Here is a 24,994-nt window from a genome sequence, read left to right on the forward strand (position 1 = left end):
AATTTTAGCACTCAATAGTGAGTGCTTTTTTTATGTAAAAAACAGAAAGGGGGTGTATTTATGACGACTAGTTATGATGGTTATATAAGAATTGATACCAGACTTGAAACATCAAATTTTAACAAGGAGATATCACTAATTCCTAGTAAATTATCCAAGCTAAAGATTGCAGCGGGAGCACTTGGTACGGTATTTGCAGCGGCCTTTACTGTGAAGAAGATAGTTGAAGTTGGGAGACAAGCTATTTCTTTAGCATCAGATTTACAAGAAGTACAGAATGTCGTTAATACAGCATTTGGTAGTATGTCAGATCGATGTAATGAATTCGCAGAGAATGCCATTGAGAGCTTAGGTATGAGTCAATTGGCAGCAAAACAATTCGCTTCTACATATATGGCAATGGGAAGAGGTTCTGGAATTGCTATGAAAAGAGCAGCAGATATGGCTATTGGTGCCACAGAACGAATTGGCGACGTTGCGTCCTTTTACAATAAATCTTTTGAAGAAGTGGATACAATGATGAAATCGATTTGGACGGGTGAAACGGAAAGTCTAAAGCAAATCGGTGTCGTTATGACACAGTCAAATCTACAGCAATTTGCATATACCCAAGGTATTAAAAAGAAAATTGCTACAATGAGCCAAGCGGAGATGATACAACTTAGATATGCATATGTTATGCAGCAAACATCGTTAGCTCAAGGAGACTTTTTAAGAACAAGTGATAGTTGGGCAAATCAGACTCGTATTTTAAGCGAAAACTGGAAGGAGTTTTTAGGTATCCTTGGCAGTGGTCTTATTAAAGTTCTTATCCCTGTAGTTCAGTTCTTAAACGAGGTAGTAAAGGCATTAGTAGGTATTGCAAAGGCAGTTGCAGCTGTCTATCATATGTTGGCTGGAGAATCAATTAATGATTCTACTGAGGATATATCAGGGGCAGTAGGGAATTTAGCAGAAACGTCTTTAGATGCTGCAGAGGGGCAAGAGGGTTTAGCGGACGGAATTAAAAGTGCGAGTGCTGCTGCAAAAAATGCACTGGCCAACTTTGATGATTTAGACGTGCTGCAAAATAATTTAGGTGGCGGTTTGAGCGGTATCGGAAATTTTGATATTCCAGATTTTGCTTTTGATAAAGGAACTCTTGAAAATACGAAAAGCAGAGTTAAGGATTTTACGGACGATATAAAAAAGTTGTTGGTGGGACTAAAAAATGACGTTGAAGATTTCGTAATACAACCTGTAATAGCTCAGCCAGTAATTCCAAAATTACCAGTTCCTGTTTATAGACCTGAGTGGGGTCTGGTTCCACCGGGAATACCTGTGCCAGAGTTCCCTCCGCTACCGTTGCCTATTTATGAACCAGAATGGGGATTGGTACCAACTTTACAACAAGAATTGGGTTTGGTTTATGGAGAATTAACAGAGTTCGCTTTTCAACTGCAGTATGCGCTGGAATACGCTTTAGGAAACTCTCAGATTGTATTCGATACTGCGATTAGTAATGCAGCTATGGCTTTTGCAAATGCAAGAATAAATTTTGGTTTAACTAAAGATGCAATGATCGCAAATGCAAATGCGTGGATTTCAGAAACTTCAACTGGCTTCCAGCGATGGAAACAGAACATATCTACAGCAGTATATGATACGGCAAGAAATGCTATTGATAACTGGAACGCTGCACTTGAAACAACCAGTATTAACTCAGCAGCATGGATAAATTCAATGTCTCAAAATTTTGTCAAATGGGGAGAGGGAATGCTTAAAGCTTCTTGGGATGCAGCGAGTGGAATGGCAAACAATATGTTAAGCGGCTTTAGAACTATTTGGGAAAACTTTAAAGAATTAATGAGTGGTATTGGTGAAAGTATCAGTACAAAGTGGCAAGAGAACAAGAGCTGGTTAGTACCTACACTGGTAATAGGAGCGGCCGTTGCTGTAGGAGCGGGGTTGGTTTTATCGGGTGGCACACTGGCTGCACCATTGGCTGCGGGTGCTGCTATGGCGGTACCAATGCTTGCCACGGGGGCAGTAATTCCACCTAATCAAGAATTCCTTGCTGTCCTGGGTGACCAGAAAAGCGGTCGAAACCTGGAAGCGCCCGAAGGTTTGATTCGTCAGATCATGAGAGAAGAATTGGCTGGTTTGGGGGCAACGGATGGTGGTAGTGGTACAACAGTGATTTTGGAGCTGGATAAAAGGGAAATAGGTAGAACCTTTCTACCAATCATTAAGAAAGAGGAAAGCCGTGTAGGTGTATCTTTGCGTGTGGGAGGTGTTTTATAGTTGGCAGCTTTGTTTTCTATAGATGGTGTTACATTTAATATTCCTGTGGTTGAAATCAAGCGGGAAGCCCCTGTTCTGGATAAATACGCCACCCGAACTGAGGGTGGAGATTTAGAGCGTGAAATCATTGGTGTGTATTTTAACTACACATTGACTTTTCCTAACTTAGCATTAAATATAACGGAATATGAAAAGTTGTGGAACAAGGTAACAGAGCCAGTAGAGTTTCATGATTTTGTTGTACCAGGGACAACCGGTACTTTTTCTTTCCGTGGGTATATTACCACGGCTGGTGATGCACTAAGACGGGTACACAATAACAAAAACTATTGGGGTGGGTTAAGCATTAAGTTAATCGCCAAAGAGCCAGCAAGGAAGTGATTTCATGGCAAAAACAAGCGTTGATATTTCATTTGGTCTGGTGGATGTGACTGCAAAAATGGATACTACAACCTCCGCAGTGGATAAGCAGCCATTTATCAACTTAAACGACCTCAAGCTTGAGGGGGTATACCCGCCCAAAGCAGCTACATTAGAACAGAATTACTGGAAGCTTGATGGTACGTTTAACACCTTCCCGGATAATCCTCAGGATATTTCCTGGGGCATATGGTCCTCTACTATGGCGGGAGAGGATGGGCACTTTGTAGTGCCTATTGTATTAACCCTTTCTTTTCAGAATCTGCATGAAAGCTTAGGCCTTACCTTTGAGTTTAATCCATACGACAACAGCTATTGCAATGATCTAAACATTAAGTGGTATCAAGGGACAACACTATTATATAACTTGGATTTTTCGCCTGATAGTTGGCGTTATGCATGCATGCAAAAGGTCGAGAATTACAATAAAATTATCATTACCTTTCGGAGTATGAACAAGCCATACCGATTTTTAAAGGTGCAGAATATCATGCACGGTGTAATCAAGGAGTTTGGCAGTACAGAATTAAAAACTGCCAAGGTATTAGAGGAAATCGATTTGACAGGGCTTACCTTATCAGTAAACACCTTGGATTTCAGCATGTTCAGCAGGGATGATGCTTTCAATATTTTTAATCCTTCCGGGGTTTACACGTTGTTGCAGAGAAAACAGCAGTTAATTGTTTCCGGAACGAAAAATGAAGAAAAGATGCATATGGGTACATTTTTTGTGGATGAAATGGAAAGCCAGACAAATAAGATTTTATCCATTTCTGCAGTAGACCCAATCGGTATTATGGACGGAACAACCTTTATGGGAGCGTTGTATAAAAATGCGATTGCAGCTGATGTGGTTGGGGAAATTATGGAGGGCGCAGGGTTTGGTTATGCACTGGATAACGCCTTGCGAAATAAGACGGTGACAGGTCATATACCTATCTGCTCTCACCGTGAGGCCTTACAAATGGTGGTTTTTTCAATCGGCGGGTTTGTATCAACTTCTCGAGGCGGAACGGTAAATATTAAGAAAATCCCCGAGATAACCAGTGTACCAACTTCACAAATTGGGATGAACCGAAAGCACATAGGTACGAAAGTAAAGTTGAGAAACTTAGTAACTGGTGTGGATGTTGTGGAGCACAATTTTACTTTGAAATCAATGTCAGAGGAAATTTGCAAAGTGAATCTTGAAGTGGGTAGTAATACAATCATATTTAGTGAGCCAGCTTCAAATATTTCGGTCAGTCGTGGAACAATTATACAATTTGGCGTAAATTACTGTATTGTAAATAGCACTGCGGCGGGAGAATGTACGGTTTCAGGTAAGAAGTATGATTACAGCCAAAAGACCATACAAAAAAGACTTCCTAATATTCCCGCCGGAGAAAAGGAACTCATTGAAAAAGTGGATTGCAGACTAATACATTCTATGAATAGTAATGAAATTGCCCAGAGGTTGCTTGATATTTACCAATATCGTATCGAGCAATCTCTTTCTTTTATCCTAGATCGGGAAAGCGTTGGTGATTTAGCGGATATTGAAACGGAATATGGTGTATACCGTGGGGCAGTGGTAGAAAAGTTGGATATTGATTTAACTGGCGGCTATGTAACAAAGGCAGTGGTCGTTGGTGTTTGATTGAGCACGAAGGAGGAACATTTTATGGAATGGGAAAATGTTGTTGCGGGTCAGAAAGCCGACCCTAAGCAAATTAATAAAATAGGGAATCAAGTGGCTAAATACAAGGGACTGCGCCTTGCCGCACAAGTAATTGTCCCCGATGGTTCAGTGCAACCAACTATCGAAATAGACAAATACACCGACGGAAGTCCGCTGCATAGTGAGCTGGGCGGAGAGTTGCTGTGTTACAGCGGGGAGAATGCAAACATAACAACCGCTTTGGGTTATCTACAGATTAATGGGATAACTGCACCAGATTACTGGGGGACTGTAGCACAACCAGCGGGCGCTTTCTCTTTTGGGTATTGGGGAAATGTAAGTACCGAAGTGTTTGGTAGCATAAGAGTGTTAAACAAAAATGTTATTGTTAAGGTTCAGAGTACTGCACGTTACGAATTAGGAGGTGCAATGAAAATGTATGGCGGTGGCTTGACTACGCCCCAGACCGCAGTAACTGCCATTAAACTATTTTTATCCACTGGTACATTCTCGGCTGGCACAGTTGTAGAATGGTGGGAAAGAGGGTAATCATATGAGAGTATACGAAAACGGAGTTTACAGAGACGCAACGCCTGAGGAAGAGGCCGAGTTGCTGACAATGCAAGAGGAAGTGATTGAAGATGAGCCTAACATGGGGTAATTTCCGCTGGGGGTTTTCTTATTGGGAGGGTGTGTATTTACCAGATATGGTAGTAGATCGCACCAAAGAGGATGTTTTAGCCCAAAATGCAAAAGGATTTTATAACTCATATGATCTAAACAGGGTTGAAATTGCAGTAGAATACATAGCAAAATTACTATCTGAAGCAGGATATCCTGTTACAGTACAAACGAAAACAAATTGGTCAAAAACAGATTTTCCTACGGAAAATGAGATGCAGAGGTTTCTATACAATATCCGGCTACTACAAAATAGGTTTTACCCCTCAGAGGTGCAAACGCCAGCTTCTATGAAATGGATTAGCTATGCGGAAGCAAATAACATTGAACAGATAATACTTGATTTAGATGGAATGCGAAGGAAGATGATAGAGGCATACAGGTATTGCGGCACGTTGGATTGCGGAGGTGATGTACTTTGAAGAATTTTATCGATAGGGTTCCAGTGAATCCAAATCGTTATAAGATTACAAATGAAAGTGGGGGTATAAGCTATGCCACCATTGAAAGAGAAGATAATGCCAGCGTAGTAGGAACAGCTTTAAACAGAGAGGCATTTATGGCATTGCAGGGCATGGAGGCTTCTAATACTGCTTTTGACGCTGATGGAAATATTATAGAAAAGTACAGCACGGGAGTACTTTTAACTACTTTTCGCTCCAATGGTGATGTGGTCGAAACCTTTGCGGATGGTAGCGGTCAGACTATTACCAAAACAACAAAATTCAATTCAGATGGAAGTATTAGTGAGGTGATTAGTTAATGGGATTATGGGGATTTGGTAAAAAGGTAATTAGTGACGCTATAGGTAAGTCGTATCTAATGCCCTTAGACACTTTAGTTTCAGCGAAACTTCTGTGCAGAGGTTTCACGGGCAATACGTTTACGATAACACATACCTCAGGTGCATATCCTCCAGTGCTTCTTCAGCTTACAAATAATGATCTTACAATTGGTCAATACAAGGCTGTTTTAGTACCGCTTCCGTTAGGTGCTTATACGGTTAAAGTAGACGTGGGGGGTACAATTGTCAATGCAACAGCTAACTTGGCGACTATGGGTACACTATATACATTAAGCTACTCTTCATATGAGGTTATAGGTACTTTCTACTCCAATAGTACATTTACAGTACCTGCAGGCGTTACAACCATCTATGTAACAGCGGTTGGCGGTGGAGGTGGCGGTGGTTATGGTGGCGGTACTGGTGACGATGCGAATGGAGGTGGAGGTGGAGGTGGCGGTGCTGGTTCCTACATTTTGCAGAAAGCGTATACTATTACAGCTGGTTCATCAATTGCTATAACCGTTGGTAAAGGCGGAGCGCCGTACACATCAGGAACTAGTACGGTGGTGGGTGGCCTGGTAACTCTAAGCGGTGGTGCCGCAGGCAGCAACGGCCAGAGTGGTGGTAGCAGCTACGAAAATAGATGTCAGGGCGGCGCAGGCGGTGGTGTCGGAGGTCGAGGTGGCGACGGGGGCTTGGAATCCTACGGTACAGGTTCGAGTGGCAGCAGTGGGGGTACAGGCGGAGGCTCAGGCGGTGCAGGTTCAAGAGGCGGCGGAGGTGGCGGCGGTGCTGGTGGCATATCGCTAACGGGCGCTATAGGCGGCGGTGGATACGGTGGAGCCGGTGGCAATGGTGACAGATATACCCCTGCTGAAAGCGGTAGAGATGGTACTTATCCGGGAGCTGGAGGTGGCGGAGGTGGCGGAGCCGGCTATCGTTACCAGGTATCAGGTTCAGGTGGAAAAGGTGCAGACGGCTTTGTTCGTATTTCCAAGGGTATCGTAGTAAGTTAAGAGGAGGGGATATTGCTATGACGTATGCAATGATTATGTCTGAAAGCGTTATTGATGTTTTAACTAGTGAAGCGGCACCACAGTGGCCACCCAGCCCAGAAGGCTTTAAGGTAACTGCTGTGGAGTGTGATTCTTCGGTGTATATAGGAATGCTTTACATTAATGGTGAATTCCATGAACAGGATATCCCGCAGCCCAAGCCTGTTCAACCATACAGACCTACCACGGTGGAGCTTGCAATTATGGAAACACAGGCAACTATTTATGAAGAACTCAATGCAAGTAGGCTTGCATCTGCGGAGGCAACGGCAGAAATTTACGAGGCTATTTTATTGATGGGAGGTAACGCCAATGGCTGAAACTTATTTTATGTTGGTGATAAACCAAAAAAGGACGTGCGATGTAACAAATACAGAGATGAAAATTGTACCTTCGAACTGGAGGTCTGAGGTTGAGGCTTTGTTAAATGTAAGAGGCTATGATACAAATGGCTTTCCATTAGAGAAATGATAGGACCGAGAGGTCTTTTTTTATTGGGTGATGAGGGGGTGGATTATGAATCAAGATGAAATTTCAGAAAAGCTGATTGAGGTTGACCAGCGGAGTAAGAGCAATAAGCACCGGTTAGATTCCATGGAGAAACGCCAGGACAATTTGGAACAGCTCACCAATTCTTTTTCTGTGATGCAGAAAGAGCAGGAGTACATAAAAGAGGACGTGGGAGAGATTAAAGCGGATGTGAAAACTCTGGCGGAAAAACCAGCGAAACGGTGGGAAAGTATTGTGGAACGAGCGATTACTGTTGTAGTGGGTGCGGTGGTCGGGTATCTCCTTTCAGGGGGGCGGTTGCCGTGAGACGAAGAAATGTAAACGGTGAGTTTTCAAAGCGTATCATGGTCATGGAAATGGCTCTGCTGTGGGTGAATACAGTTGGCGTAATCGGGCTTGCTTATTACAGCGTTTTTAGGGGGTCTGATTCAGCTTTCCCTTGGCTTACAGCAATGGTATCGCTTCCATGGGCGGCATGGGGCGTGAGCAAGACAGGCTATACCATGAAAAGTATGAGAGAGAATACAGCAGGCGGGGTTGTTTATGATTCCGTTGTATCCAGAGAGGAGAATTATAATGATGTGGCTGGTTGAAAATTGGTTTATTGTAGTTGCAATACTGGCGGTAGCATTGGTGGTTGCTATAGCCATTTATCGTTTCTACGGACTTCCCTCAGCGAAGCAGATAGAAACAATCAATGAGTGGCTGTTGTACGCCTGCATCGAAGCTGAGAAAGCCCTTGGCAATGGTACAGGTCAGTTAAAGCTTAGATATGTTTATGATTTATTCATTACACGTTTTCCAGCGGTTGCCAAGATGATTTCATTTACCGTTTTTTCTGGCTGGGTAGATGCAGCACTAGAAGAAATGCGTATCATGTTGACACAGAACAAGGCAATTCGAGAAGTGGTAAAGGGGGATGTGGCATGACAGGACATGAATTAGTAGCTTTTGCACGTTCTAAGTTAGGAACGGCATATGTATACGGTATGAAGGGCGCTGTATTGACACAGGCCAACTTCAATTATCTGCAGGGGCAATACGGAAAAAAGTGTGTATGGGATTCTGATGAAAAGAAGGTAGGCAAGGTTTGTGTGGACTGCTCCGGGCTGATTTCTTGGGCTACTGGGGTTGTGCTTGGCTCTGCCCAACTATTTGATAGTGCAATCAAAAAGGAGGCTATTAGCACAATTAAACAGGCTCCTGTGGGTGCTTTGGTCTGGATGAAAGGGCATGTGGGTATTTATACCGGTATGAAAAATGGTGTGCCATATTACATAGCTGCAGATGGTTCGGCGTATGGGGTACGAGAGGTACCGCTAAGTAAGAACAAATTTACCCATTGGCTGTTGATGGATTATATTAATTATGCAGAAAGGGATGATGAAGTGGTAACTAGAGAAAAGATTATTGTAAATGGTAAAGAGTGTGAAGTGGATATGATTCGGGAGGATGGGGTTACATATATTAAGACTAGAGATATTGCGGAGTTGTTGGGGTTAAAGGTTGGGAGTAAGGGCAGTGTGCCAATGCTTGAGATGAAATAATTTACAGACACATTGGTAGCAAACAGAGAAAGCAATTGAATTTCGTAAAAATTTTTTCACTTTTATTGTTTTCGTTCATAATGCTAGTGTCATACTTAATACCACTGTAGGTGATAAGAGTATGACACTATGTTCATAATGTAATTTTCCTAAGGACTTTATGTAACACACTTATCCAAATACTGAAAATTAACGGTAGACAACCCTTGTACGGTCAGTGCTTATTGATGTTTGATATTCAGTTTTATAGAAAACCCACTTAGTTGTACCAATAGGTCTTCTATAGACTTGATATTCTTTAATCTCAATATCCTTATATACCTCAAGTCTACATGGTTTATTCTTTTTTGCACCATAGAACTTACCAGAGCTGCCGCAACTGCCTAAATTAGCAGAAATACTAAACACGCCCATTGGAGCAGATACAGTAACTGTCACAGGACTTCCACTGGGGGTCCAATTAAAACCAGCAGGCTCATCGTAGAAAACTGTCCAGTCTGCCCCTTGTCCTGGAGCCACACCTATATATTGATCTGCCTTTATAAGTGAGCTTCCACTTTCTCGTTTATACTCCCAATCTTGAGCGCGTTTCGTAGAATTATCCGATGCATTTTCAATTACATTTGATACGACTGCTTGTGTCTCACCGGTATTCGCAAAAACCGGCGCTGAAATACTTGTCGTTAAAATAAAGCACAAACCAGTAATAGCTAACTTTTTCATGATTCAATCTCCTCCTTATGATACAGTTAAATTTAGTATTAGTAATGTAATTTCCAATATATACTATTTTTTTATTAATGTCAAATATAATTATATAAAATGTTATATTTTCTTATATTATTTTATATAATATATACATATTATTTTTTATTTTATTATGTTATCATATTTATGGAGGTAATTTTATGAAGAAAAATATACACATAGTCGTAAGTTTTTTTTGCTGTGTTTTGCTGCTTATTGCTTTTATTTACTCTTATGAACGTTATGGTGTCAATTTTATCAGTACACTTTCCCAACCAAAACTCTCTAATCAATTAATAGGTACTTACACCTGTGATGAAAACACTCTCTGCTCATTAACAGCAGGTCCAGGAAAAGTATTCTATCTGCAAGATTATCAAAACGATATTTTTTTGGAGGGTACTTTCGAGAATAAGGAAGACAATGTTTATTTGCTTCAATGTAAAAAGGTGTATCTGTCTGATACGGTTTTGGAAGAACAGACTGTTATTTGTGAAAATTTATCCTTTAAATTAATATTGGATGATTTCACTTGGAATTTTACAAAAATCAGCGAAACCCCAAGCAAATCATGGGTTGGTAGCTTTGCCGATTATGTAAAAGAATACGCAAGCGAAAAGAAGAAAAGCGATTTTCCTTAAAAGATTTAAATAAACATATATTTAAGAGTCAGGCTTAGGCCTGACTCTTTTTGTGGGTATCTAAACCACATTTCTAATCGTATCACGAGACCACAAAAACGGTTTTGAAATTTATGCAAATCAGATGCAAGTCAGATGCAAGTCAGTTCTCTCACAAATCCAGTAAAATCAAGGGTTTGCGGGGGTGCTGATTTGGCGTTCGGGACGCCGAGGTCGCAGGTTCAAATCCTGTCGCATCGATGGGTATAAGAAGGTGCTGAAAACCTTGATTTTAAAGGGTTTTGGCACTTTCTTTTTTATTGCTCGAAAACCACGTATTATATAGTGTCGTTTTTGTTATTTTTCGTATAGTGCAAGAGAAATCTAAATCAAAATCATCCATCCATTAGTTTGGTGTTAATAGTTATATCGATTGAATAATCAGAAAGTTTCTGTGTTAATGATCAAGGTAAAAAAAGATTGTGTCAAATTTGTGTATTGTTTGTATGAAAAAAATGTCAACTATGTTCCTTTTTATTTCAAAAAGTGATATGATTAGAGAGTAATATATTACCAAATAAAAAGGAGGAGTACTATGAAACATGGGAAAAAGGTTTTATCTTTACTGCTGTCCTTATCCATGATGGTGGGGTTAACTGTTCCAGTGCTTGCGGGTACAATGGATGGAAAGTTGGTAATTATCCATACTAATGACATGCATGGATATTACCAGACGGGGGAAAAAAGCATTGGTATTGCTGGTGTGAAGGGTCTTAAGGATTATTATACTGCCCAAGGTGCAGATGTTATTCTCTTGGATGCAGGAGATTTTTCACAGGGAACTACCCTGGTAAATCATTCCAAGGGACTAAAGGCGGCTGAATACCTTGTTTCAGCAGGATATGACGGCGTTTCTCTAGGCAATCATGAATTTGATTTTGGATTTGACTCTCTTTTGGACATAGTTGCTGTATTAAAGGCTGGTAAAGTGCCTGTTCTGGATGCTAATATTTTGAAAAAGGGCACGAATGAGCCCTATTTCGGGGATAATATTGTGTTGGAAAAGGGAGGTATGAAGATTGGTGTGTTCGGCTTAGATACGGCGGAGACACAAACAAAATCAAGCCCTAGCAGTGTGAAGGATGTAACCTTTTTGGATGGAAAAGAGATGACTGCCGCTGCCCAAGCACAAGTAGATGCATTAAAGAAAAAGGATGTAATTATATTGTGGCACTGGTACATTTGGGAGTTGATGATGAAAGTATTGGCAGACGCTCAATTGATGTTGCAAATGCAGTAAAGGGTATTGATTTAATCATTGATGGACATAGCCATACAGTAATGGATGGTGGTCAAAAGGTGAATGATACATTAATTGTGAGCACAGGTTCTTATTTGGAAAACGTGGGAACAATTGTCATCAATGAGTCTTCAAAGGAAGCTGTTGCAAAGCTGATGAGTGCCGCTGATTACAAGACAAGCATTGGCAAATATGATGAGTCTTTAGTAAATATGGTTGCAGCGGATAAGACTGAGGTTGATACATATTATGCAGGTCTCTTTGCAAAATCAGAGGTTAGTTTGAATGGGGAGCGAGAGCCAGGCGTTCGTACAGAGGAAACCAACTTAGGGGATTTTGCATCGGATGCATTCTTGTATGCAGGCAGAAAATATGCTGAAGAACAAAAATTAGGCATAAATGTGGATGTGGCAATCTCTAATGGTGGTGGCATTCGTGCCAGCATTCCTGCGGGGGACATCTCTCTGAACACTTTGTATACCGTATTCCCTTATGGTAATACAGTTGAGCTAGTAACAGTTACAGGAGCACAGCTTCTTGAAATTCTGGAGGCTTCTACGTTCTGTACGCCTACAGCCTTAGGTGGCTTCCCTCAGATTGCGGGGGCGGAATACACCATAAACACAGCTGTGGAATATAAAAACGGATCGCAATATCCGAATTCTACATATTACGCACCTGCTGCTCCGGGCAGTCGTGTTACAATAACCAGTGTAGGAGGCAAGGCATTCGATCCTAAGGCCAACTATACCGTGGTAGTAAATAGCTTTCAGGCAGAAGGCGGTGACACCTACTATGCTTTGACACAAGGGTCATTCAAGCAGAATACCGGTATTGTTGACGCAGATGCTTTGATTCAGTATGTGAATTCTATGAAGGGTGTCATTGGTAAGGAATATGCTAAGCCTCAGGGTAGAATTACAATGGTTTCTAAACCATCTGCTATGCCCGAAGTGAAACCCGAGAAGGAAGTTGTTGAGAAACCTGTAGCAGAGCCGGAAACAAAGGCTCCAGTTGCAAATGCTCCAGAAGCAGCACCTGAAAAGGCACCTACCCAAATTTTTTCAGATGTGTATAAAGTTGCCAAAGGGGATAGCCTGTGGAAAATTGCTAAGAACCTTATGGGGGATGGTAATCAATGGAGAACTATTTACGAGTACAATAGAGAACAAATTAAAGACCCAGCTAAAATTTATATTGGTCAGGAATTGGTTATTAAAAAGTAATTGTGTTGACAAAGATATGAAAGGCGGTAATCCATTTTGGAATTACCGCCTTTTATTAGTTAAGTAAGATAGATCTAATTTATTTTTTATCCCTTTCCTTTCAGATTAAATACAACAATACTGACAATGATTACTGCACCACCGATGAAAGTGCCCATATTTGGTACTTCTTTTAAAATAATAAATCCCATAATTGTGGAAAGGAGGGGGGTGATGAACATAAAATTGGTTACTTCGCTGGTACGTTCCGCTAAGGACATTGCTTTGCCCCAAAAAAAGTATGCACCTGCGCTGGGTAAAGCACCTAAATAAATTAGAGAAAAAATGTGTTTGGCGCTGGCATTCGTCATTTGCCGGAAGCTTTCAACAGACCAAAAGCCCAGCAAAATTGCGCCGCAGAGCATACTATATGTAACGATTTCCAAAGAAGAGTACCCTTTTTGTGAAAGTCTTCTGCTTAGTATGTTATACCCGCAAAAAACAATAGCAGCACAAATTGTCCAAACTAATCCAATATTTATTGAGAAAACGCCCTCCCAAAGGAGTAGAATCAAAACACCGATAAATGCCATTATGATTGACAACCAACCTACGGGGCGTATCTTTTCATCATAAAGCTTTGCAGCTAATATTGCCGTAAGAATGGGGGTAATGGCAATGACAATACTGGATGTGGCTGAAGTTAATGATTGAATACCTGTATTAAAGGCAATCATGTAAAGCGTAAAACCCATAGCGCCGGAAAGGAAAAACCACGGGATATCCTCTTTTTTTGGCATATGTATGTGAGAGCATTTGCCAATAATCAGTAATAAAATTGCTGCAATACTGCATCGTAGAAAGCCTAAAGGGTATGAGGTGAATTGCTCTTGAACAACCTTTGTAAGGGGGAAGGCTGATGCCCATAAAAACACACTCAAAAATCCAAGCCCCCATACTTTTTGTTTGTTTGTCATAGTGATTCCTCCTAAAAAAATCTTCTTAACGCAATGGCCAAATCTTTTATAAGAAGACATCCGCCAGAATTTATTGGTGTAATGCCTTAAAGAATGGAACATTTTATCTACTGTGAAAATCGTGGAATTTGTTGCAACAAGCGTTCCTAATTTGCAAATAGAATTATAACATTATTTTGTAAAAGATGATATAGTTTTAGGTGCTTAAGTAGTTATAGGGTTTTGTTGTAAACTGCTGTATTAAGATTATTTTATGGTTATTTAAAGGGTGAAAATATTTGTAGAACTATACGGATTTCACCTATAATGTCTTCTCAGATTATACAGAGGGCTTTATTGAAATATGCAAAGAGGAGTGATGAATTGTTGCATTTTTCATTCTCATATGATACAATGGTAAAGATGCGTTTTTCAACCTTTTATGTTATTTTCAAAATCAAATTATTATAAAATAAAATTAATATGCTACTGTGGCTCAGTTGGTAGAGCAGCTGATTCGTAATCAGCAGGTCAGGGGTTCGAGTCCCCTCAGTAGCTTATGGAACCCTGATAATATACACTCAGGGTCTTTTTTATTGTAAAAAAGAAAAATGCATTGGATGTATGGTTTATAAAAGCCTACGGAAATGAGGCGAAAAAAGAAACTGGTTTCGTTATCATTAACTGCAAAATACAAAAGTGGTTTTAATATAGGTTCATTTACATAAATAGTTTATATTATAGTATTTGCACCCGAAAAAAGAGATGTTTTAATGAAAAAATCAATAGGAGGATTCTGAGGAAGCTAACTGTGAGTGAGAAGAGATTAGGATTGCAAGATTGGAAAAGCAAGGTATGCCTGAATCAGATGTGAAAAAATCTGCAATACTTAACAAATAATCCTGATGCAAGAAAGAGATTCCTTGTATCAGGATTATTTTTATATTAGGAAGAAACTACGTTTGTTTTTGGTGAAAAGATGTTTAAAAGAATCAAAGGCATGTGGTTTTGGATTTAGAACACCGTGAAAATTTAAGATAAATAAAGAGCCCTTCTTTCAATGTGAGAAAAGAATTGGTTTTCTAATGGAGCAAATTATTGACATATGACATAAATTGCCGTACAATAAATTAATGGCATATGACGGAAATGATTTTGGGTATCAAAAATCAAATTAAATGAATGTGCCGTTTATGAATAGTTTTATTATTTTCAATTGAATTACGAGGAGGGAGTTTTTAGCTAAGAGAATTGCGATACCCATAAATTAAATGCGTATGGAATCTGAGGTATGTGTTTCATTTGGCAGAGCACCTTATTTTTTAGTTTATGATACGCAGAGTGACGTTTCTAACTTTTTTGAGAACCCAGGGGCGGCGTCACAAGGTGGCGCAGGCATAAAAGCGGCTCAGGCTATTGTTGATGCAATGGCAGAGACTTTACTTACGGTTCGCTGTGGTGAAAATTCCGCGGAGGTTTTTCAAGGGGCAGGAATCAAGGTATATAAAACAACGAAGGTATCCGCAAAGGAAAATATCGAAGCTTTTCAGAAAGGAGAACTTGCACCTTTGACTCATTTCCATGGAGGGTTTCACGGAAAAATATGAGAATCGCGGTGTTAAGTGGAAAGGGAGGAACCGGAAAAACCTTCGTTTCGGTAAACCTTGCCGTTACAGCAAAAAATGCAATCTGTATAGATTGTGATGTGGAAGAACCAAATGGAAGACTGTTTTTAAAGCCTGAGGAAAGTGTTACGGAGGAAGTTTATACAAAATTGCCACAGGTTCTAGAGGAAAAATGCATCGGCTGTCGTAAGTGTGTAGATTCATGCAGATTTAATGCTATGGGATTTATCAAAAATAGCCCACTTGTTTTTCCTGAGGTTTGTCATTCCTGTGGTGCTTGTTCTCTTCTCTGTCCCACTGGGGCAATTTATGAGTTAAAACGTCCCATTGGTATTGTGGAGAGAGGTAGAAATAAAGAGGTACAGGTAATTACAGGCATTTTAAATATCGGTGAAGCAAGTGGTATACCTGTTATTCAAAATGCTTTGGATACAAAAATTACTGAAAAAAGTATAATGATCATTGATTGTCCTCCAGGGAGCGCTTGCTCAGTTATGGAAAGTGTGCAAACAGCGGATTACTGTCTTTTGGTGGTAGAGGCCACCATCTTTGGATTTCACAATTTCAAAATGGTGTACGAGCTTGTGTCACTTTTACAGAAGCCTTGCGGTGTAGTGATAAATAAAGGGGATTACACCTATTATCCATTGATTAATTTTTGTAAAGAAAACAACATTACTATCCTTTGCTGTATACCTTATCAGGAAAAGTTAGCTCAAATTGGGGCAAATGGTGAAGTGGCTAGTGAGAAAGATGATGAAACCAGGATGATATTTTCCACGCTCCTAGATAAAATCCGAATGGAGGTGAGGGAATGAAGAAACTCCTGATTTTAAGCGGCAAGGGTGGGACAGGAAAGACCACAACAACCGCTGCGTTCATTGATTTTTCTAAGGCTGATGCTTTTGCCGATTGTGATGTGGACGCTCCCAATTTACATCTGATTGCAGGAATGAAGGGGAGTCCCCAAAAGACGCATTATTATGGTTCAGAAAAAGCAATCATTGATGATAAAAAGTGTGTAGACTGTGGTGTTTGTAATCAAAACTGTAGATTTCAAGGTATTATTAGGGCAGACGGAAGATATTCTGTGAATCCTTACGCTTGTGAGGGTTGTGGCGTATGCATGTATACCTGTCCCGTAGGAGCGGTAACCATGGAGGAAGACATTGCCGGGGAGCTGGCACTTTATTGGGAGGAACGGTTATTTTCCACTGCCAAGCTTAAAATGGGACGAGGTAACTCGGGTAAGTTAGTTACAGCGGTGAAAAAGCAGCTGGAGCAAGGCCATGATAATGAGGAACTCGCCATCATTGATGGTTCCCCTGGAATAGTGTGTCCTGTAATAGCCTCAATCAGTGGTGTGGATATGGTTTTGATTGTTGCGGAGCCTTCGCTATCCGGTATCAGTGATATGAAGCGTATTTTAAGAACAGCTGAAATTTTTCAGGTGAGGATGGCTGTTTGTGTCAATAAATATGATACTTGCATTGAAAACACGGAGGAAATCAAGAGATTGTGCCAGAGGGAGGGAATTCCATTTGTAGGATGCATTCCCTATGATGAAAAGGTTTCTGTCGCAGTCAATGAAGGGCATAGTATATCCAAAATTAACTGCCCAGCAAGGGATGCACTATATCAAGTTTACGAAAATATCAAGGTATATTTTATATAGATTTAAATGGAAAATTTCCCATTAGTATTAAAAGTACACAAACAATGTTGCACGATAATTTTGTATTAGAAAAGGAGAATGAATATGAAAATTGCAGTAGCATGTATGGGAGAATTGGTTGCACAACATTTTGGGCATTGTGAAGGTTTTTCTATATTTGAAACAGAGCATGGCCAAATAGTTGGAGAAAAAGCAGTTGCAAATCCCGGACATAAACCAGGATTCTTACCTAATTTTTTAGGCGATATGGGTATTGAAGTAATGATTTCAGGCGGAATGGGTGGCGGAGCCATTGAAATTTTCAATGAAAGAAAAATTGAAGTGATTTTGGGCGCAGAGGGCAGCGCCAAAAATGCGGTTGAAAGCTATTTGAAGGGTGAATTAAAATCAACAGGGTCCATTTGTCATGAACACAAACATGCCCACGAATGTGGAAATCATTAATTAGTCGTTAAAATACATTGCAGGGTAACCTTAAAAAAGATACCCTGCTTTTTTATGAGAAATTATTCTTAGAAAGGTTTTGCCGCCTTTACACCACGAAGTACAGCTTCTTCCGTAACCTTTGCCGCCATAATTCCCACCAAATCCACGGGGGCTGTAGGTAGTTCGATTTCTCCCGTTGAAAGGCAGAACAGAGTATCTCCATCCATGGTGGTGTGAACAGGAGAAATACACCTTGCCAATCCATCGTGAGCCATTCCCGCCACCTTCGCTGCTTGGGCTTTTGTGAGCTTGACATTGGTTGCAATGACACCGATTGTGGTGTTTTTTCCACTGAAGGAAAGGGTAGAGGCATACCGGATAATCCCCTTTGCAGTATCCAGAAAGTTCCCATCTTCATCTTTTGTTCCTGCAATGATTGTTCCCTTTTCCAATATATCTCCAAAGGCATTTACGGCAATCAGGGATCCAACGGTTATGCCGTTTTCTGTCGTTTCTGCCCATGAGCCGATGCCACTGTTGCACCAGCCTAAGGTGCCCCTGAGTTTACCTACCGTTGCACCACAGCCTGCTCCCACATCTCCCTCAAGTAGAATTTTGTCTGTGGCGTTTTCACAGGCTTTCCTGCCCATCTCCTGATTAGGACGGCAAAAGACATCGCCATTTTCCAAGTCATAAAGGACGGCGGCAGGAATAATGGGGACTTTCGTTACCCCAACATCAAAGCCTATTCCTTTTTCTTCCAAATACTGCATGACACCGCAGGAGGCTTCCAACCCAAAGGCAGAGCCGCCGGAAAGAACAACGGCATTTACTTTTTCCATGGAATTAATGGGATTTAAAAGGTCTGTTTCTCGTGTGCCCGGGGCTGCACCCCTTACGTCGACACCGCAAACGGCTCCGTTTTCGGCAATAATAACGGTTACTCCCGTTTTGCCATGGGTATTTTCGGCATGGCCTACTTTGATACCCTTAATATCTAAAAGATTATGATTCATCGGTTTGTCCTCCGTGGTTTTTTTCTTACATATTACTAGGTTTTGTTTTTTTTGTAAACATATGCAAATTGGATATGCACCAAAAAAAATGTCCCCCTATACAATGTGGGTAAGATGCTTTTTGGAGGGAACAGCATGGGGTACTACTTGATTGAGGGCGGAAAACCCATAAGCGGAGAGTTTGCGGTAAGAGGGAGTAAAAATGCGGCATTACCCATTTTGGCGGCAACGCTTCTTGCGGAGGATGAAGTGGTGCTGGAAAATTGCCCGCTGATTCGAGACTTTTATCTAACGCTGGATATTTTAAGGGAGCTGGGGTGCAGGGTTGAGCTCACCGGCAGAACAGCGGTCATTGACACAAGACAAATCCAAGATGTAAAGATTCGGGAGGAAACGGTGCAAAAAATGCGTTCCTCCATCCTTTTTTTAGGTGCTCTTTTGGGAAGGGAGCGAAAAGCCATTCTAGGGCATCCCGGTGGTTGTGCCATTGGAGAGCGCCCTATTGATATTCATTTGAAGGCTTTTGAAAAAATGGGTGTAGAAATTATAGAGGAGGACGGACTTTTTTATTGTGAAGCACCTCATATTTTAGGGTATCATATTTATTTGAACTATCCCAGTGTGGGTGCGACGGAGAATATTTTGCTTCTAGCGGTAAAGGCAGAAGGGGTTACGGTTATTCATAATGCGGCGAGAGAGCCGGAAATTGTAGCTCTGGTTCGTTTTTTACGTGCCTGTGGGGCTGAAATTTATGGAGAAGGCACACCGTCTATTATGATAGAGGGAGTGAAAAAGCTCCACGGAGCATATTTCTCTATACCTTTTGATCGAATTGAGGCAGGAACTTTCTTATGTGCCTCTGCCATGACGGGTGGAGAGCTTTACCTGACAGGTATTGAAAAAAATGATATTGAAACTACCCTTGAGGCATTGGTAAAAACAGGATGTCAATTTAATATAGAGGCAGAACGTATTTGGATGAAACCGCCCAAGGAACTGAAATCCGGGTTTTCGTTGGTTACTGGTCCATTTCCGGGTTTTCCTACTGATATGCAACCCCTCATGATGAGTCTATTGACATTAGCAAAGGGAACTTGTATGATTAGTGAAACAGTATTTGAGGCTCGTTTCCGTCATGCTGACGAACTGTGTCGAATGGGTGCCGATATTGTAATTGAGGACAGAGTTGCACAAATTAAGGGTTGCGGCGGGCTTCACGGTGCTGAGGTTTTTGGCCGGGATTTACGAGGTGGTGCGGCGCTTTTGATTGCAGCTTTGGCGGCAGAAGGGAAAAGCACTGTATACGGATCTGAATATGTAGAACGAGGGTACGAAAAAATTGAGGACGCCTTATCTTTGTTGGGCGGCAATGTACGGCTGATGGAGTGAAAAAAATGGCATTGAAAAAAAAGAAACGCATTGACAACGTAGAAATATTAGAGGAACTTGATTATTATGAAAGACCCCCAGGGCGAAAAATAAACTTAAAATTTGTCATCGGTTTTTTAATGCTTATCATTGTAATTGCGGGGATTTTATTTTCTCCTCTTTTTGCAGTGAAGGAAATTCGAGCGGAGGGTGCAGAGCATTTTACAACAACTGAGCTGGCAGAGATGATTTCCCTTACCCATGGAGACAATTTGATTTTATTCGGAAAGGGAAAAGCTGAAAAAATCTTAAAACAGGATCCTTACATTGCAGAAGTGAAATTAAAAGCCCAATTGCCCAACACCATGGTGATTCAGGTGAAGGAGCGAAAGGCAAGAGGTTATGTATCTTATATGGGTGCATACCTTTACATAGATGAAGAAGGCCGCGTTTTAGAAACACAGAATACGTATCATGAGGCTTTGCCAATCGTAACAGGACTTAAATTTGACAGCTTTCTTTTGGGAGAAGTGTTGCCAGTGGAAAATAAAGACTCATTGCAGGTAGTTTTACAGATGTCTCAATTGATGAAAAAATATAATCTTTTGGATATTGTGGTTGAAATTGATGTGACTGACCCCAAGGATGTATATGCTAATGTTAATAAAGTTTTGATTCATTTGGGGGACATGAAGGATGCGGATCAAAAGGTTCGAATCATGGGTGAAATTATGAAAACAATTCCTAAGGAGGATAGAGGGACCTTGGATTTAAGGGATTTGAATAAACCTATTATTTTTCAATATCTCACATAATCGTTAGGAAAAAGGGGACAAGCTATGGGAAAAAACCATTATTTATATGGACTTACGTTAATTTGTGTGTTGTTGGGAACGATTATTGGCATTCAGTACAATACGGTGAAAAAGCAAAATGGTTTAACGGAAAATCAGCGTTTGACGGAATTGACTGCTACCTTAAAAAAGGTACAGGAGGAAAATGAAGCCCTCCAAGGGCATTTAAAGGAAAAGGAACAAATCATTGCTGATTATGAAAGCGGTTTGGACTATGGTGCCACCATTGATAATTTACAAAATGAATTAGAAAAGCTTCGTTTATTTGCGGGGCTGACTGAGGTTCATGGTGCGGGAATTTTGGTAACCATGAATGATAGCAGCACAAAAAAAGGTGGCGACAGCAATGCCTATTTGGTACATGCGGAGGACATCCTTTCTGTAATCAATGAATTAAACGTAGGCGGCGCTGAAGCAATTTCCATTAATGGACAGCGTATTGTGGGAAAAAGCAGTGTAAGCTGTGCCGGATCTATTGTAATGGTAAATGGGGAAAGAGTAGCGGCGCCTTTTGAAATTAAGGCTGTGGGCGACGGAGATATTTTGCAATCTGCTTTGAAATTTCCTGGGGGTGTAGTGGACAATTTGGCACCATGGGGAATTGAAATTAATATACACAAGGAAGCAAATATCATTGTTCCACCCTATACACAAACAATTCTTTGGAAAGCAACTGCTTCGGAACAGGAGGTAGCGGGATGATGAGTGTGCCTGTTATTGGTTTGGTTTTGGGCGTTATTATTGGAATAACTAGCGGTGTGGTAATTCCTTATGGTTATGCCAGCTATGTGGCAATTGCAATTTTAGCATGCCTTGATTCGGTTTTAGGTGGTATTTATGCCATTTCACAAAAGCAATTTGATTTGAAAATTTTTTCCAGTGGGTTTTTCTGTAATGGAATTCTTGCTGTTGGCTTGGTTTGGCTTGGGAATCAACTGAATATCAACCTTTCAATTGCTGCGGTGGTTGTTTACGGTTCTCGCATTTTTAACAATTTTAGTCAGATTCGCAGATTTTTATTGAATAAACCTGAAAAACAGATTATAGTAGTAACGGAAAAAGGAGAATAATGCAATAAAAAAACCAAAATTTTTCTGAATTGTTTTCTTTTACTATGGAAAGTATGATTTTTTTCGTGTATAATTATATAATATTATGTATTTCTTGATTATTAGGAGGGGATTTTTTTGCTCGAATTTGATATCCCATTGAGCAGTATGGCGCAGATAAAAGTAATCGGCGTTGGTGGCGGCGGCAACAACGCTGTTGACAGAATGATTGAAGACGGCCTGGACGGCGTTGATTTTATTTCAATAAATACAGATGGACAAGCCCTTTCCAAGGCTAGATCCAGCACAAAAATTCAGATTGGTGAAAAGCTGACAAAGGGTCTTGGGGCAGGGGGTAATCCTGAAATTGGGGAAAAATCCGTTGATGAAACCCAAGACGAAATTGCACAGGCTTTGCATGGTTCTGACATGGTATTTATTACTGCCGGAATGGGTGGTGGCACCGGTACAGGTGCGGCTCCCAGAATTGCCGCAATTTCCAAAGAACTAGGCATCTTAACGGTAGGTGTTGTGACAAAGCCCTTTAACTTTGAGGGAAAGAAAAGAATGAGTAATGCCGAAAAAGGTATTATGGAATTAAAGAAGAACGTTGATACTTTGGTTATTATTCCAAACCAAAGATTATTGAGCATTATTGATAAAAAGACGACACTCACCGAAGCTTTCAAAAAGGCGGACGAAATTTTACGCCAAGGTGTTCAGGGTATTGCTGATTTGATTTCCAAGCCCGGCGTAATTAACTTGGACTTTGCCGATGTACGTACAGTAATGGCAAATAAAGGTATTGCCCATATGGGTATCGGTCGTGCCAGTGGCGAAAATAAAGCTGAAATTGCAGCGAAAATGGCAATTCAGAGCCCTCTTTTGGAAACTACCATTGAGGGAGCTAAGAGCGTATTGATTAATTTCAGCGGTGATATGAACCTTGGTTTGATGGAAACAGAGGAAGCGGCTGATTTAATCAGAGAGGCTATTGATCCTGATGCAGAAATCATCTTTGGTACAACCATTAACGAAGATCTCAATAATGAGGTTGTTGTTACTGTAATTGCAACAGGGCTTGATGGTGAAATGCCTACTATTGTTGAAGTGAAAAAGCCTGAGATTGTTGCAGCAGAAGAGCAGGCAAAAGATGAAAAAGCAGACGAAGAAGTACGTCCTAGAAGATTTTCTGATTTGGATGATTTTGAATCTGAAATTAAGATTCCTGATTTCCTTACAAGAAAGAAATTTTGATACATACAAATTTAGGCAGATGGATGATTCCACCTGCCTTTTTGTTGCCTTAAATTTTTGAAGGACACTTTTATTTGAACAATATGTTAGATTGACTTTGTGTTAAATTACCGTTCCTATAAGTTTTCGAACTGCTTTATGCTATTATGTAAAATTGAGTTCAACAAATGCATTTTCAGTTTGTGTTTAAATCCAATGAACAATTTGTCAAAACTATTAACATTGTAAAGGATGTATTTTTCTTGTGAATCTAAATTTTTCTCTTCTTACACTTTCAAATAGACGACCTTCTACAAAGTTCCATCAATTAGAAATACTAAAATTCTTACTATTTATGAGAACCATGAGAGGCAGAAATGAACAATTTAAATTGAGGTTAATCTATCTCATTTATAAATTTTGTTGTATTTAAACCATTTTTTATAATTTTTCTTATAAGGTGTGACTCATTTGGTAGTTTCTAATAAAATTTAAAAAAATACTAAAATTTTTAAAACTGTCAAAACTAGATATAGGTTTTTCCTAAATGAAATGGATATAGAAGATATTCATCTCAAGTGATAAAAAGGGTATTCACTATGCAAATGGAAATAAAATGAATATCTGTAAAACAGTATTTCTTGCTCAAAAATTCGTAAAATATACGCCGCAATTACGATTTTACATAGATTTAACATACGAATGATTTTTCATTTAACAATATCTATGTATACTTTGCTTGTATCTAATTGATGAATACAAAAAGGAGAGGTAAATAATGAAAAAGAAAATAGGCTTAGGTTTGATAATGTTGATGTTAACTGGTGCCCTTGCAGGATGTGGCGGTTCCACAGACAAAGCTGCAGAAGGCAGTGGGGATGCAAATGCTGAAGCGGCGGCAAATACAGCTGCAATTACCGTTGTTTCAAGAGAGGATGGTTCCGGTACTAGAGGCGCGTTTATCGAATTATTTGGTATTGAAGAAAAAGACGCAGATGGCAAGAAGGTTGACCACACAGTTGAAACAGCTGAAATCACAAATAGTACTGCTGTTATGATGCAGACAATTGCAGGCAACAAAGATGCTATTGGGTACATTTCATTAGGATCTTTGAATGATTCAGTAAAGGCATTGGAAATTGACGGTGCGAAAGCAACGGTAGAAGATATCAAAAACGGAACATATAAAATTTCCAGACCATTTAATATTGCTACAAAAGATGAAATTTCTCCCGCAGCTCAGGATTTTATGGCTTTTATCATGAGTGAAGAAGGTCAGGCAGTTGTGGAGAAGAGTGGGTACATCAGTCAAGGCAACACTGGCGCATATGCAGCAGCAGGTGTAGAGGGCAAAGTAACAGTTGCTGGTTCTTCTTCTGTAACTCCTGTAATGGAGAAGCTGAAAGAGGCTTATGCTTCAGTAAACCCTAAAATTACCGTTGAAGTTCAGCAGAGTGACTCTACAACGGGTATGACATCTGCAATTGAAGGTATTTGTGACATCGGTATGGCTTCCAGAGAATTAAAAGAAAGTGAATTATCCGCAGGACTTACACCTACAGTGATAGCAATGGATGGTATTGCCGTGATTGTAAATAAAGAGAATGCTGTAAACAGCTTATCTTCAGCAGATGTGAAGGATATTTACACAGGAAATGCAACTGATTGGAGTATCGCTAAATAAGTAGGAGGGCTTAATAAAAGATGTGCTCCAAGCTTAAATAGTAAATAAAAAGCAAACGGATTACAAAATCTAAAAGCTTTTAGAGAATGGAAGTAAACGGAAACATATAAAAACCTTACTCTTTTTCCCTTAAAGCATTGCAAATATATGGAAATCAATTCATTTCCAAATTGCTCTATATCTTAAAAAGCTTTTAGATTATTGTTTTTTATAAGACGGACCTCGAAGAGGGAACCGTCATTTTGCTTAAATAGAGAATCATGTTAAAAAATTGTTAAAAGCAGTTACTC

The 24,994-nt window shown here is 40.2% G+C and carries 29 protein-coding genes and 1 tRNA gene; 27 read left to right on the top strand and 3 right to left on the bottom strand.

The window, feature by feature from the left end; genetic code table 11:
• Positions 1-60 precede the first annotated feature (60 nt).
• From CPRO_RS03835 to CPRO_RS03890, 13 genes are all read left to right on the top strand, one after another.
• Positions 61-2,283 carry a hypothetical protein gene (locus tag CPRO_RS03835; protein ID WP_066048024.1) on the top strand — a complete coding sequence of 741 codons (2,223 nt, stop codon included), beginning with the start codon at positions 61-63 and terminating at the stop codon, positions 2,281-2,283.
• Positions 2,284-2,664, top strand: a complete 381-nt coding sequence (locus CPRO_RS03840; RefSeq protein ID WP_066048026.1) for a hypothetical protein — start codon at positions 2,284-2,286, stop codon at positions 2,662-2,664.
• 4 nt (positions 2,665-2,668) lie between these two features.
• The gene (locus CPRO_RS14810; RefSeq protein ID WP_082754215.1) at positions 2,669-4,342 is read left to right on the top strand and encodes a hypothetical protein; all 1,674 of its coding nucleotides are present in this window, start codon (positions 2,669-2,671) and stop codon (positions 4,340-4,342) included.
• 24 nt (positions 4,343-4,366) lie between these two features.
• The gene (locus CPRO_RS03850) at positions 4,367-4,912 is read left to right on the top strand and encodes a hypothetical protein (protein WP_066048028.1); all 546 of its coding nucleotides are present in this window, start codon (positions 4,367-4,369) and stop codon (positions 4,910-4,912) included.
• A gap of 92 nt (positions 4,913-5,004) precedes the next feature.
• A complete protein-coding gene (locus CPRO_RS03855) occupies positions 5,005-5,466 on the top strand; it encodes a hypothetical protein (RefSeq protein ID WP_066048029.1) in 462 nt (153 codons plus the stop codon).
• A complete protein-coding gene (locus CPRO_RS03860) occupies positions 5,463-5,807 on the top strand; it encodes a hypothetical protein (protein ID WP_066048030.1) in 345 nt (114 codons plus the stop codon). Before CPRO_RS03855 ends, CPRO_RS03860 begins: the two co-directional genes overlap by 4 nt.
• Positions 5,807-6,847, top strand: a complete 1,041-nt coding sequence (locus CPRO_RS15540) for a glycine-rich domain-containing protein (protein WP_066048032.1) — start codon at positions 5,807-5,809, stop codon at positions 6,845-6,847. Before CPRO_RS03860 ends, CPRO_RS15540 begins: the two co-directional genes overlap by 1 nt.
• A gap of 17 nt (positions 6,848-6,864) precedes the next feature.
• Positions 6,865-7,206 carry a hypothetical protein gene (locus tag CPRO_RS03870; protein ID WP_066048034.1) on the top strand — a complete coding sequence of 114 codons (342 nt, stop codon included), beginning with the start codon at positions 6,865-6,867 and terminating at the stop codon, positions 7,204-7,206.
• Positions 7,199-7,357, top strand: coding sequence for a CD1375 family protein (locus CPRO_RS15205; protein ID WP_157881629.1), 159 nt, complete (start codon positions 7,199-7,201; stop codon positions 7,355-7,357). The genes CPRO_RS03870 and CPRO_RS15205 overlap by 8 nt, the downstream gene beginning before the upstream one ends.
• Positions 7,358-7,402: 45 nt before the next feature.
• The gene (locus CPRO_RS03875) at positions 7,403-7,702 is read left to right on the top strand and encodes a hypothetical protein (RefSeq protein WP_066048035.1); all 300 of its coding nucleotides are present in this window, start codon (positions 7,403-7,405) and stop codon (positions 7,700-7,702) included.
• Positions 7,699-7,989, top strand: coding sequence for a hypothetical protein (locus CPRO_RS03880; protein WP_066048038.1), 291 nt, complete (start codon positions 7,699-7,701; stop codon positions 7,987-7,989). Before CPRO_RS03875 ends, CPRO_RS03880 begins: the two co-directional genes overlap by 4 nt.
• Entirely contained in the window at positions 7,973-8,326 is a 354-nt protein-coding gene (locus tag CPRO_RS03885) for a hypothetical protein (RefSeq protein WP_066048040.1), read from the top strand. Before CPRO_RS03880 ends, CPRO_RS03885 begins: the two co-directional genes overlap by 17 nt.
• Positions 8,323-8,943, top strand: a complete 621-nt coding sequence (locus CPRO_RS03890) for an NlpC/P60 family protein (protein ID WP_066048041.1) — start codon at positions 8,323-8,325, stop codon at positions 8,941-8,943. Before CPRO_RS03885 ends, CPRO_RS03890 begins: the two co-directional genes overlap by 4 nt.
• Positions 8,944-9,132: 189 nt before the next feature.
• Here the strand turns inward: CPRO_RS03890 and CPRO_RS03895 are convergent, their stop codons facing one another.
• Positions 9,133-9,666 (bottom strand): hypothetical protein, encoded by a 534-nt coding sequence (locus tag CPRO_RS03895; RefSeq protein ID WP_066048043.1) that lies wholly within the window; start codon positions 9,664-9,666, stop codon positions 9,133-9,135.
• Positions 9,667-9,851: 185 nt separating this feature from the next.
• Here CPRO_RS03895 and CPRO_RS03900 point away from each other — a divergent pair, with 185 nt between their 5' ends.
• The 3 genes from CPRO_RS03900 to CPRO_RS03910 all read left to right on the top strand — a co-directional run bounded on the left by CPRO_RS03900 (position 9,852) and on the right by CPRO_RS03910 (position 12,836).
• Positions 9,852-10,331: a hypothetical protein gene (locus tag CPRO_RS03900; protein ID WP_066048045.1), complete on the top strand. Its 480-nt coding sequence runs from the start codon at positions 9,852-9,854 to the stop codon at positions 10,329-10,331.
• Positions 10,332-10,905: 574 nt separating this feature from the next.
• The gene (locus CPRO_RS03905; protein ID WP_066048047.1) at positions 10,906-11,610 is read left to right on the top strand and encodes a metallophosphoesterase; all 705 of its coding nucleotides are present in this window, start codon (positions 10,906-10,908) and stop codon (positions 11,608-11,610) included.
• The gene (locus CPRO_RS03910) at positions 11,538-12,836 is read left to right on the top strand and encodes a 5'-nucleotidase C-terminal domain-containing protein (RefSeq protein WP_066048049.1); all 1,299 of its coding nucleotides are present in this window, start codon (positions 11,538-11,540) and stop codon (positions 12,834-12,836) included. Before CPRO_RS03905 ends, CPRO_RS03910 begins: the two co-directional genes overlap by 73 nt.
• Positions 12,837-12,922: 86 nt before the next feature.
• Here CPRO_RS03910 and CPRO_RS03915 read toward each other — a convergent pair whose 3' ends face one another.
• A complete protein-coding gene (locus CPRO_RS03915) occupies positions 12,923-13,792 on the bottom strand; it encodes a DMT family transporter (protein ID WP_066048052.1) in 870 nt (289 codons plus the stop codon).
• 464 nt (positions 13,793-14,256) lie between these two features.
• Between CPRO_RS03915 and CPRO_RS03920 the strand changes: the two genes are divergently transcribed.
• From CPRO_RS03920 to CPRO_RS03940, 5 genes are all read left to right on the top strand, one after another.
• A tRNA-Thr gene (locus CPRO_RS03920) sits at positions 14,257-14,329 on the top strand.
• A 719-nt stretch (positions 14,330-15,048) separates the two neighbouring features.
• Positions 15,049-15,378: a NifB/NifX family molybdenum-iron cluster-binding protein gene (locus tag CPRO_RS03925; protein WP_330383863.1), complete on the top strand. Its 330-nt coding sequence runs from the start codon at positions 15,049-15,051 to the stop codon at positions 15,376-15,378.
• Between the two features lie 8 nt (positions 15,379-15,386).
• Positions 15,387-16,214: a 4Fe-4S binding protein gene (locus CPRO_RS03930; protein ID WP_330383864.1), complete on the top strand. Its 828-nt coding sequence runs from the start codon at positions 15,387-15,389 to the stop codon at positions 16,212-16,214.
• Positions 16,211-17,071 carry a nucleotide-binding protein gene (locus CPRO_RS03935; RefSeq protein ID WP_066048058.1) on the top strand — a complete coding sequence of 287 codons (861 nt, stop codon included), beginning with the start codon at positions 16,211-16,213 and terminating at the stop codon, positions 17,069-17,071. Before CPRO_RS03930 ends, CPRO_RS03935 begins: the two co-directional genes overlap by 4 nt.
• Before the next feature lie 78 nt (positions 17,072-17,149).
• Complete coding sequence (locus CPRO_RS03940; RefSeq protein ID WP_330383865.1) at positions 17,150-17,515, top strand: NifB/NifX family molybdenum-iron cluster-binding protein; 366 nt, start codon at positions 17,150-17,152, stop codon at positions 17,513-17,515.
• 68 nt (positions 17,516-17,583) lie between these two features.
• Here CPRO_RS03940 and CPRO_RS03945 read toward each other — a convergent pair whose 3' ends face one another.
• Positions 17,584-18,513, bottom strand: a complete 930-nt coding sequence (locus CPRO_RS03945) for a P1 family peptidase (protein ID WP_066048062.1) — start codon at positions 18,511-18,513, stop codon at positions 17,584-17,586.
• A gap of 135 nt (positions 18,514-18,648) precedes the next feature.
• Between CPRO_RS03945 and murA the strand changes: the two genes are divergently transcribed.
• The 6 genes from murA (at position 18,649) to CPRO_RS03975 (ending at position 24,704) form a co-directional block, all read left to right on the top strand.
• On the top strand, positions 18,649-19,902 hold the full coding sequence (gene murA / locus CPRO_RS03950; RefSeq protein WP_066048064.1) for a UDP-N-acetylglucosamine 1-carboxyvinyltransferase: 1,254 nt from the start codon (positions 18,649-18,651) through the stop codon (positions 19,900-19,902).
• Positions 19,903-19,907: 5 nt separating this feature from the next.
• The gene (locus CPRO_RS03955; protein WP_066048066.1) at positions 19,908-20,696 is read left to right on the top strand and encodes a cell division protein FtsQ/DivIB; all 789 of its coding nucleotides are present in this window, start codon (positions 19,908-19,910) and stop codon (positions 20,694-20,696) included.
• 24 nt (positions 20,697-20,720) lie between these two features.
• On the top strand, positions 20,721-21,437 hold the full coding sequence (locus tag CPRO_RS03960; RefSeq protein ID WP_066048068.1) for a DUF881 domain-containing protein: 717 nt from the start codon (positions 20,721-20,723) through the stop codon (positions 21,435-21,437).
• Positions 21,434-21,805: a small basic family protein gene (locus CPRO_RS03965; protein ID WP_082754216.1), complete on the top strand. Its 372-nt coding sequence runs from the start codon at positions 21,434-21,436 to the stop codon at positions 21,803-21,805. The genes CPRO_RS03960 and CPRO_RS03965 overlap by 4 nt, the downstream gene beginning before the upstream one ends.
• 117 nt (positions 21,806-21,922) lie before the next feature.
• On the top strand, positions 21,923-23,041 hold the full coding sequence (gene ftsZ, locus CPRO_RS03970; RefSeq protein ID WP_066048071.1) for a cell division protein FtsZ: 1,119 nt from the start codon (positions 21,923-21,925) through the stop codon (positions 23,039-23,041).
• A gap of 757 nt (positions 23,042-23,798) precedes the next feature.
• Positions 23,799-24,704 (top strand): substrate-binding domain-containing protein, encoded by a 906-nt coding sequence (locus CPRO_RS03975; RefSeq protein WP_066048073.1) that lies wholly within the window; start codon positions 23,799-23,801, stop codon positions 24,702-24,704.
• Positions 24,705-24,994: the final 290 nt, after the last annotated feature.

This window comes from Anaerotignum propionicum DSM 1682, assembly GCF_001561955.1.
Taxonomy (GTDB): Bacteria; Bacillota; Clostridia; order Lachnospirales; family Anaerotignaceae; genus Chakrabartyella; species Chakrabartyella propionicum.

Excerpts from the sequence above, each read along its gene's own strand:
- CPRO_RS03875 (WP_066048035.1), top strand. The coding sequence starts at position 7,403 with ATGAATCAAGATGAAATTTCAGAAAAGCTGATTGAGGTTGACCAGCGG.
- CPRO_RS03915 (WP_066048052.1), bottom strand. The coding sequence starts at position 13,792 with ATGACAAACAAACAAAAAGTATGGGGGCTTGGATTTTTGAGTGTGTTT.
- CPRO_RS03885 (WP_066048040.1), top strand. The coding sequence starts at position 7,973 with ATGATGTGGCTGGTTGAAAATTGGTTTATTGTAGTTGCAATACTGGCG.
- murA (WP_066048064.1), top strand. The coding sequence starts at position 18,649 with ATGGGGTACTACTTGATTGAGGGCGGAAAACCCATAAGCGGAGAGTTT.
- CPRO_RS03935 (WP_066048058.1), top strand. The coding sequence starts at position 16,211 with ATGAAGAAACTCCTGATTTTAAGCGGCAAGGGTGGGACAGGAAAGACC.
- CPRO_RS03870 (WP_066048034.1), top strand. The coding sequence starts at position 6,865 with ATGACGTATGCAATGATTATGTCTGAAAGCGTTATTGATGTTTTAACT.
- CPRO_RS03905 (WP_066048047.1), top strand. The coding sequence starts at position 10,906 with ATGAAACATGGGAAAAAGGTTTTATCTTTACTGCTGTCCTTATCCATG.
- CPRO_RS03940 (WP_330383865.1), top strand. The coding sequence starts at position 17,150 with ATGAATATGAAAATTGCAGTAGCATGTATGGGAGAATTGGTTGCACAA.
- CPRO_RS03945 (WP_066048062.1), bottom strand. The coding sequence starts at position 18,513 with ATGAATCATAATCTTTTAGATATTAAGGGTATCAAAGTAGGCCATGCC.
- CPRO_RS15540 (WP_066048032.1), top strand. The coding sequence starts at position 5,807 with ATGGGATTATGGGGATTTGGTAAAAAGGTAATTAGTGACGCTATAGGT.
- CPRO_RS03890 (WP_066048041.1), top strand. The coding sequence starts at position 8,323 with ATGACAGGACATGAATTAGTAGCTTTTGCACGTTCTAAGTTAGGAACG.
- CPRO_RS15205 (WP_157881629.1), top strand. The coding sequence starts at position 7,199 with ATGGCTGAAACTTATTTTATGTTGGTGATAAACCAAAAAAGGACGTGC.
- CPRO_RS03965 (WP_082754216.1), top strand. The coding sequence starts at position 21,434 with ATGATGAGTGTGCCTGTTATTGGTTTGGTTTTGGGCGTTATTATTGGA.
- CPRO_RS03960 (WP_066048068.1), top strand. The coding sequence starts at position 20,721 with ATGGGAAAAAACCATTATTTATATGGACTTACGTTAATTTGTGTGTTG.
- CPRO_RS03850 (WP_066048028.1), top strand. The coding sequence starts at position 4,367 with ATGGAATGGGAAAATGTTGTTGCGGGTCAGAAAGCCGACCCTAAGCAA.
- CPRO_RS03900 (WP_066048045.1), top strand. The coding sequence starts at position 9,852 with ATGAAGAAAAATATACACATAGTCGTAAGTTTTTTTTGCTGTGTTTTG.
- CPRO_RS03975 (WP_066048073.1), top strand. The coding sequence starts at position 23,799 with ATGAAAAAGAAAATAGGCTTAGGTTTGATAATGTTGATGTTAACTGGT.
- CPRO_RS03855 (WP_066048029.1), top strand. The coding sequence starts at position 5,005 with ATGAGCCTAACATGGGGTAATTTCCGCTGGGGGTTTTCTTATTGGGAG.
- CPRO_RS03895 (WP_066048043.1), bottom strand. The coding sequence starts at position 9,666 with ATGAAAAAGTTAGCTATTACTGGTTTGTGCTTTATTTTAACGACAAGT.
- CPRO_RS03955 (WP_066048066.1), top strand. The coding sequence starts at position 19,908 with ATGGCATTGAAAAAAAAGAAACGCATTGACAACGTAGAAATATTAGAG.
- CPRO_RS03835 (WP_066048024.1), top strand. The coding sequence starts at position 61 with ATGACGACTAGTTATGATGGTTATATAAGAATTGATACCAGACTTGAA.
- CPRO_RS14810 (WP_082754215.1), top strand. The coding sequence starts at position 2,669 with ATGGCAAAAACAAGCGTTGATATTTCATTTGGTCTGGTGGATGTGACT.
- CPRO_RS03925 (WP_330383863.1), top strand. The coding sequence starts at position 15,049 with ATGGAATCTGAGGTATGTGTTTCATTTGGCAGAGCACCTTATTTTTTA.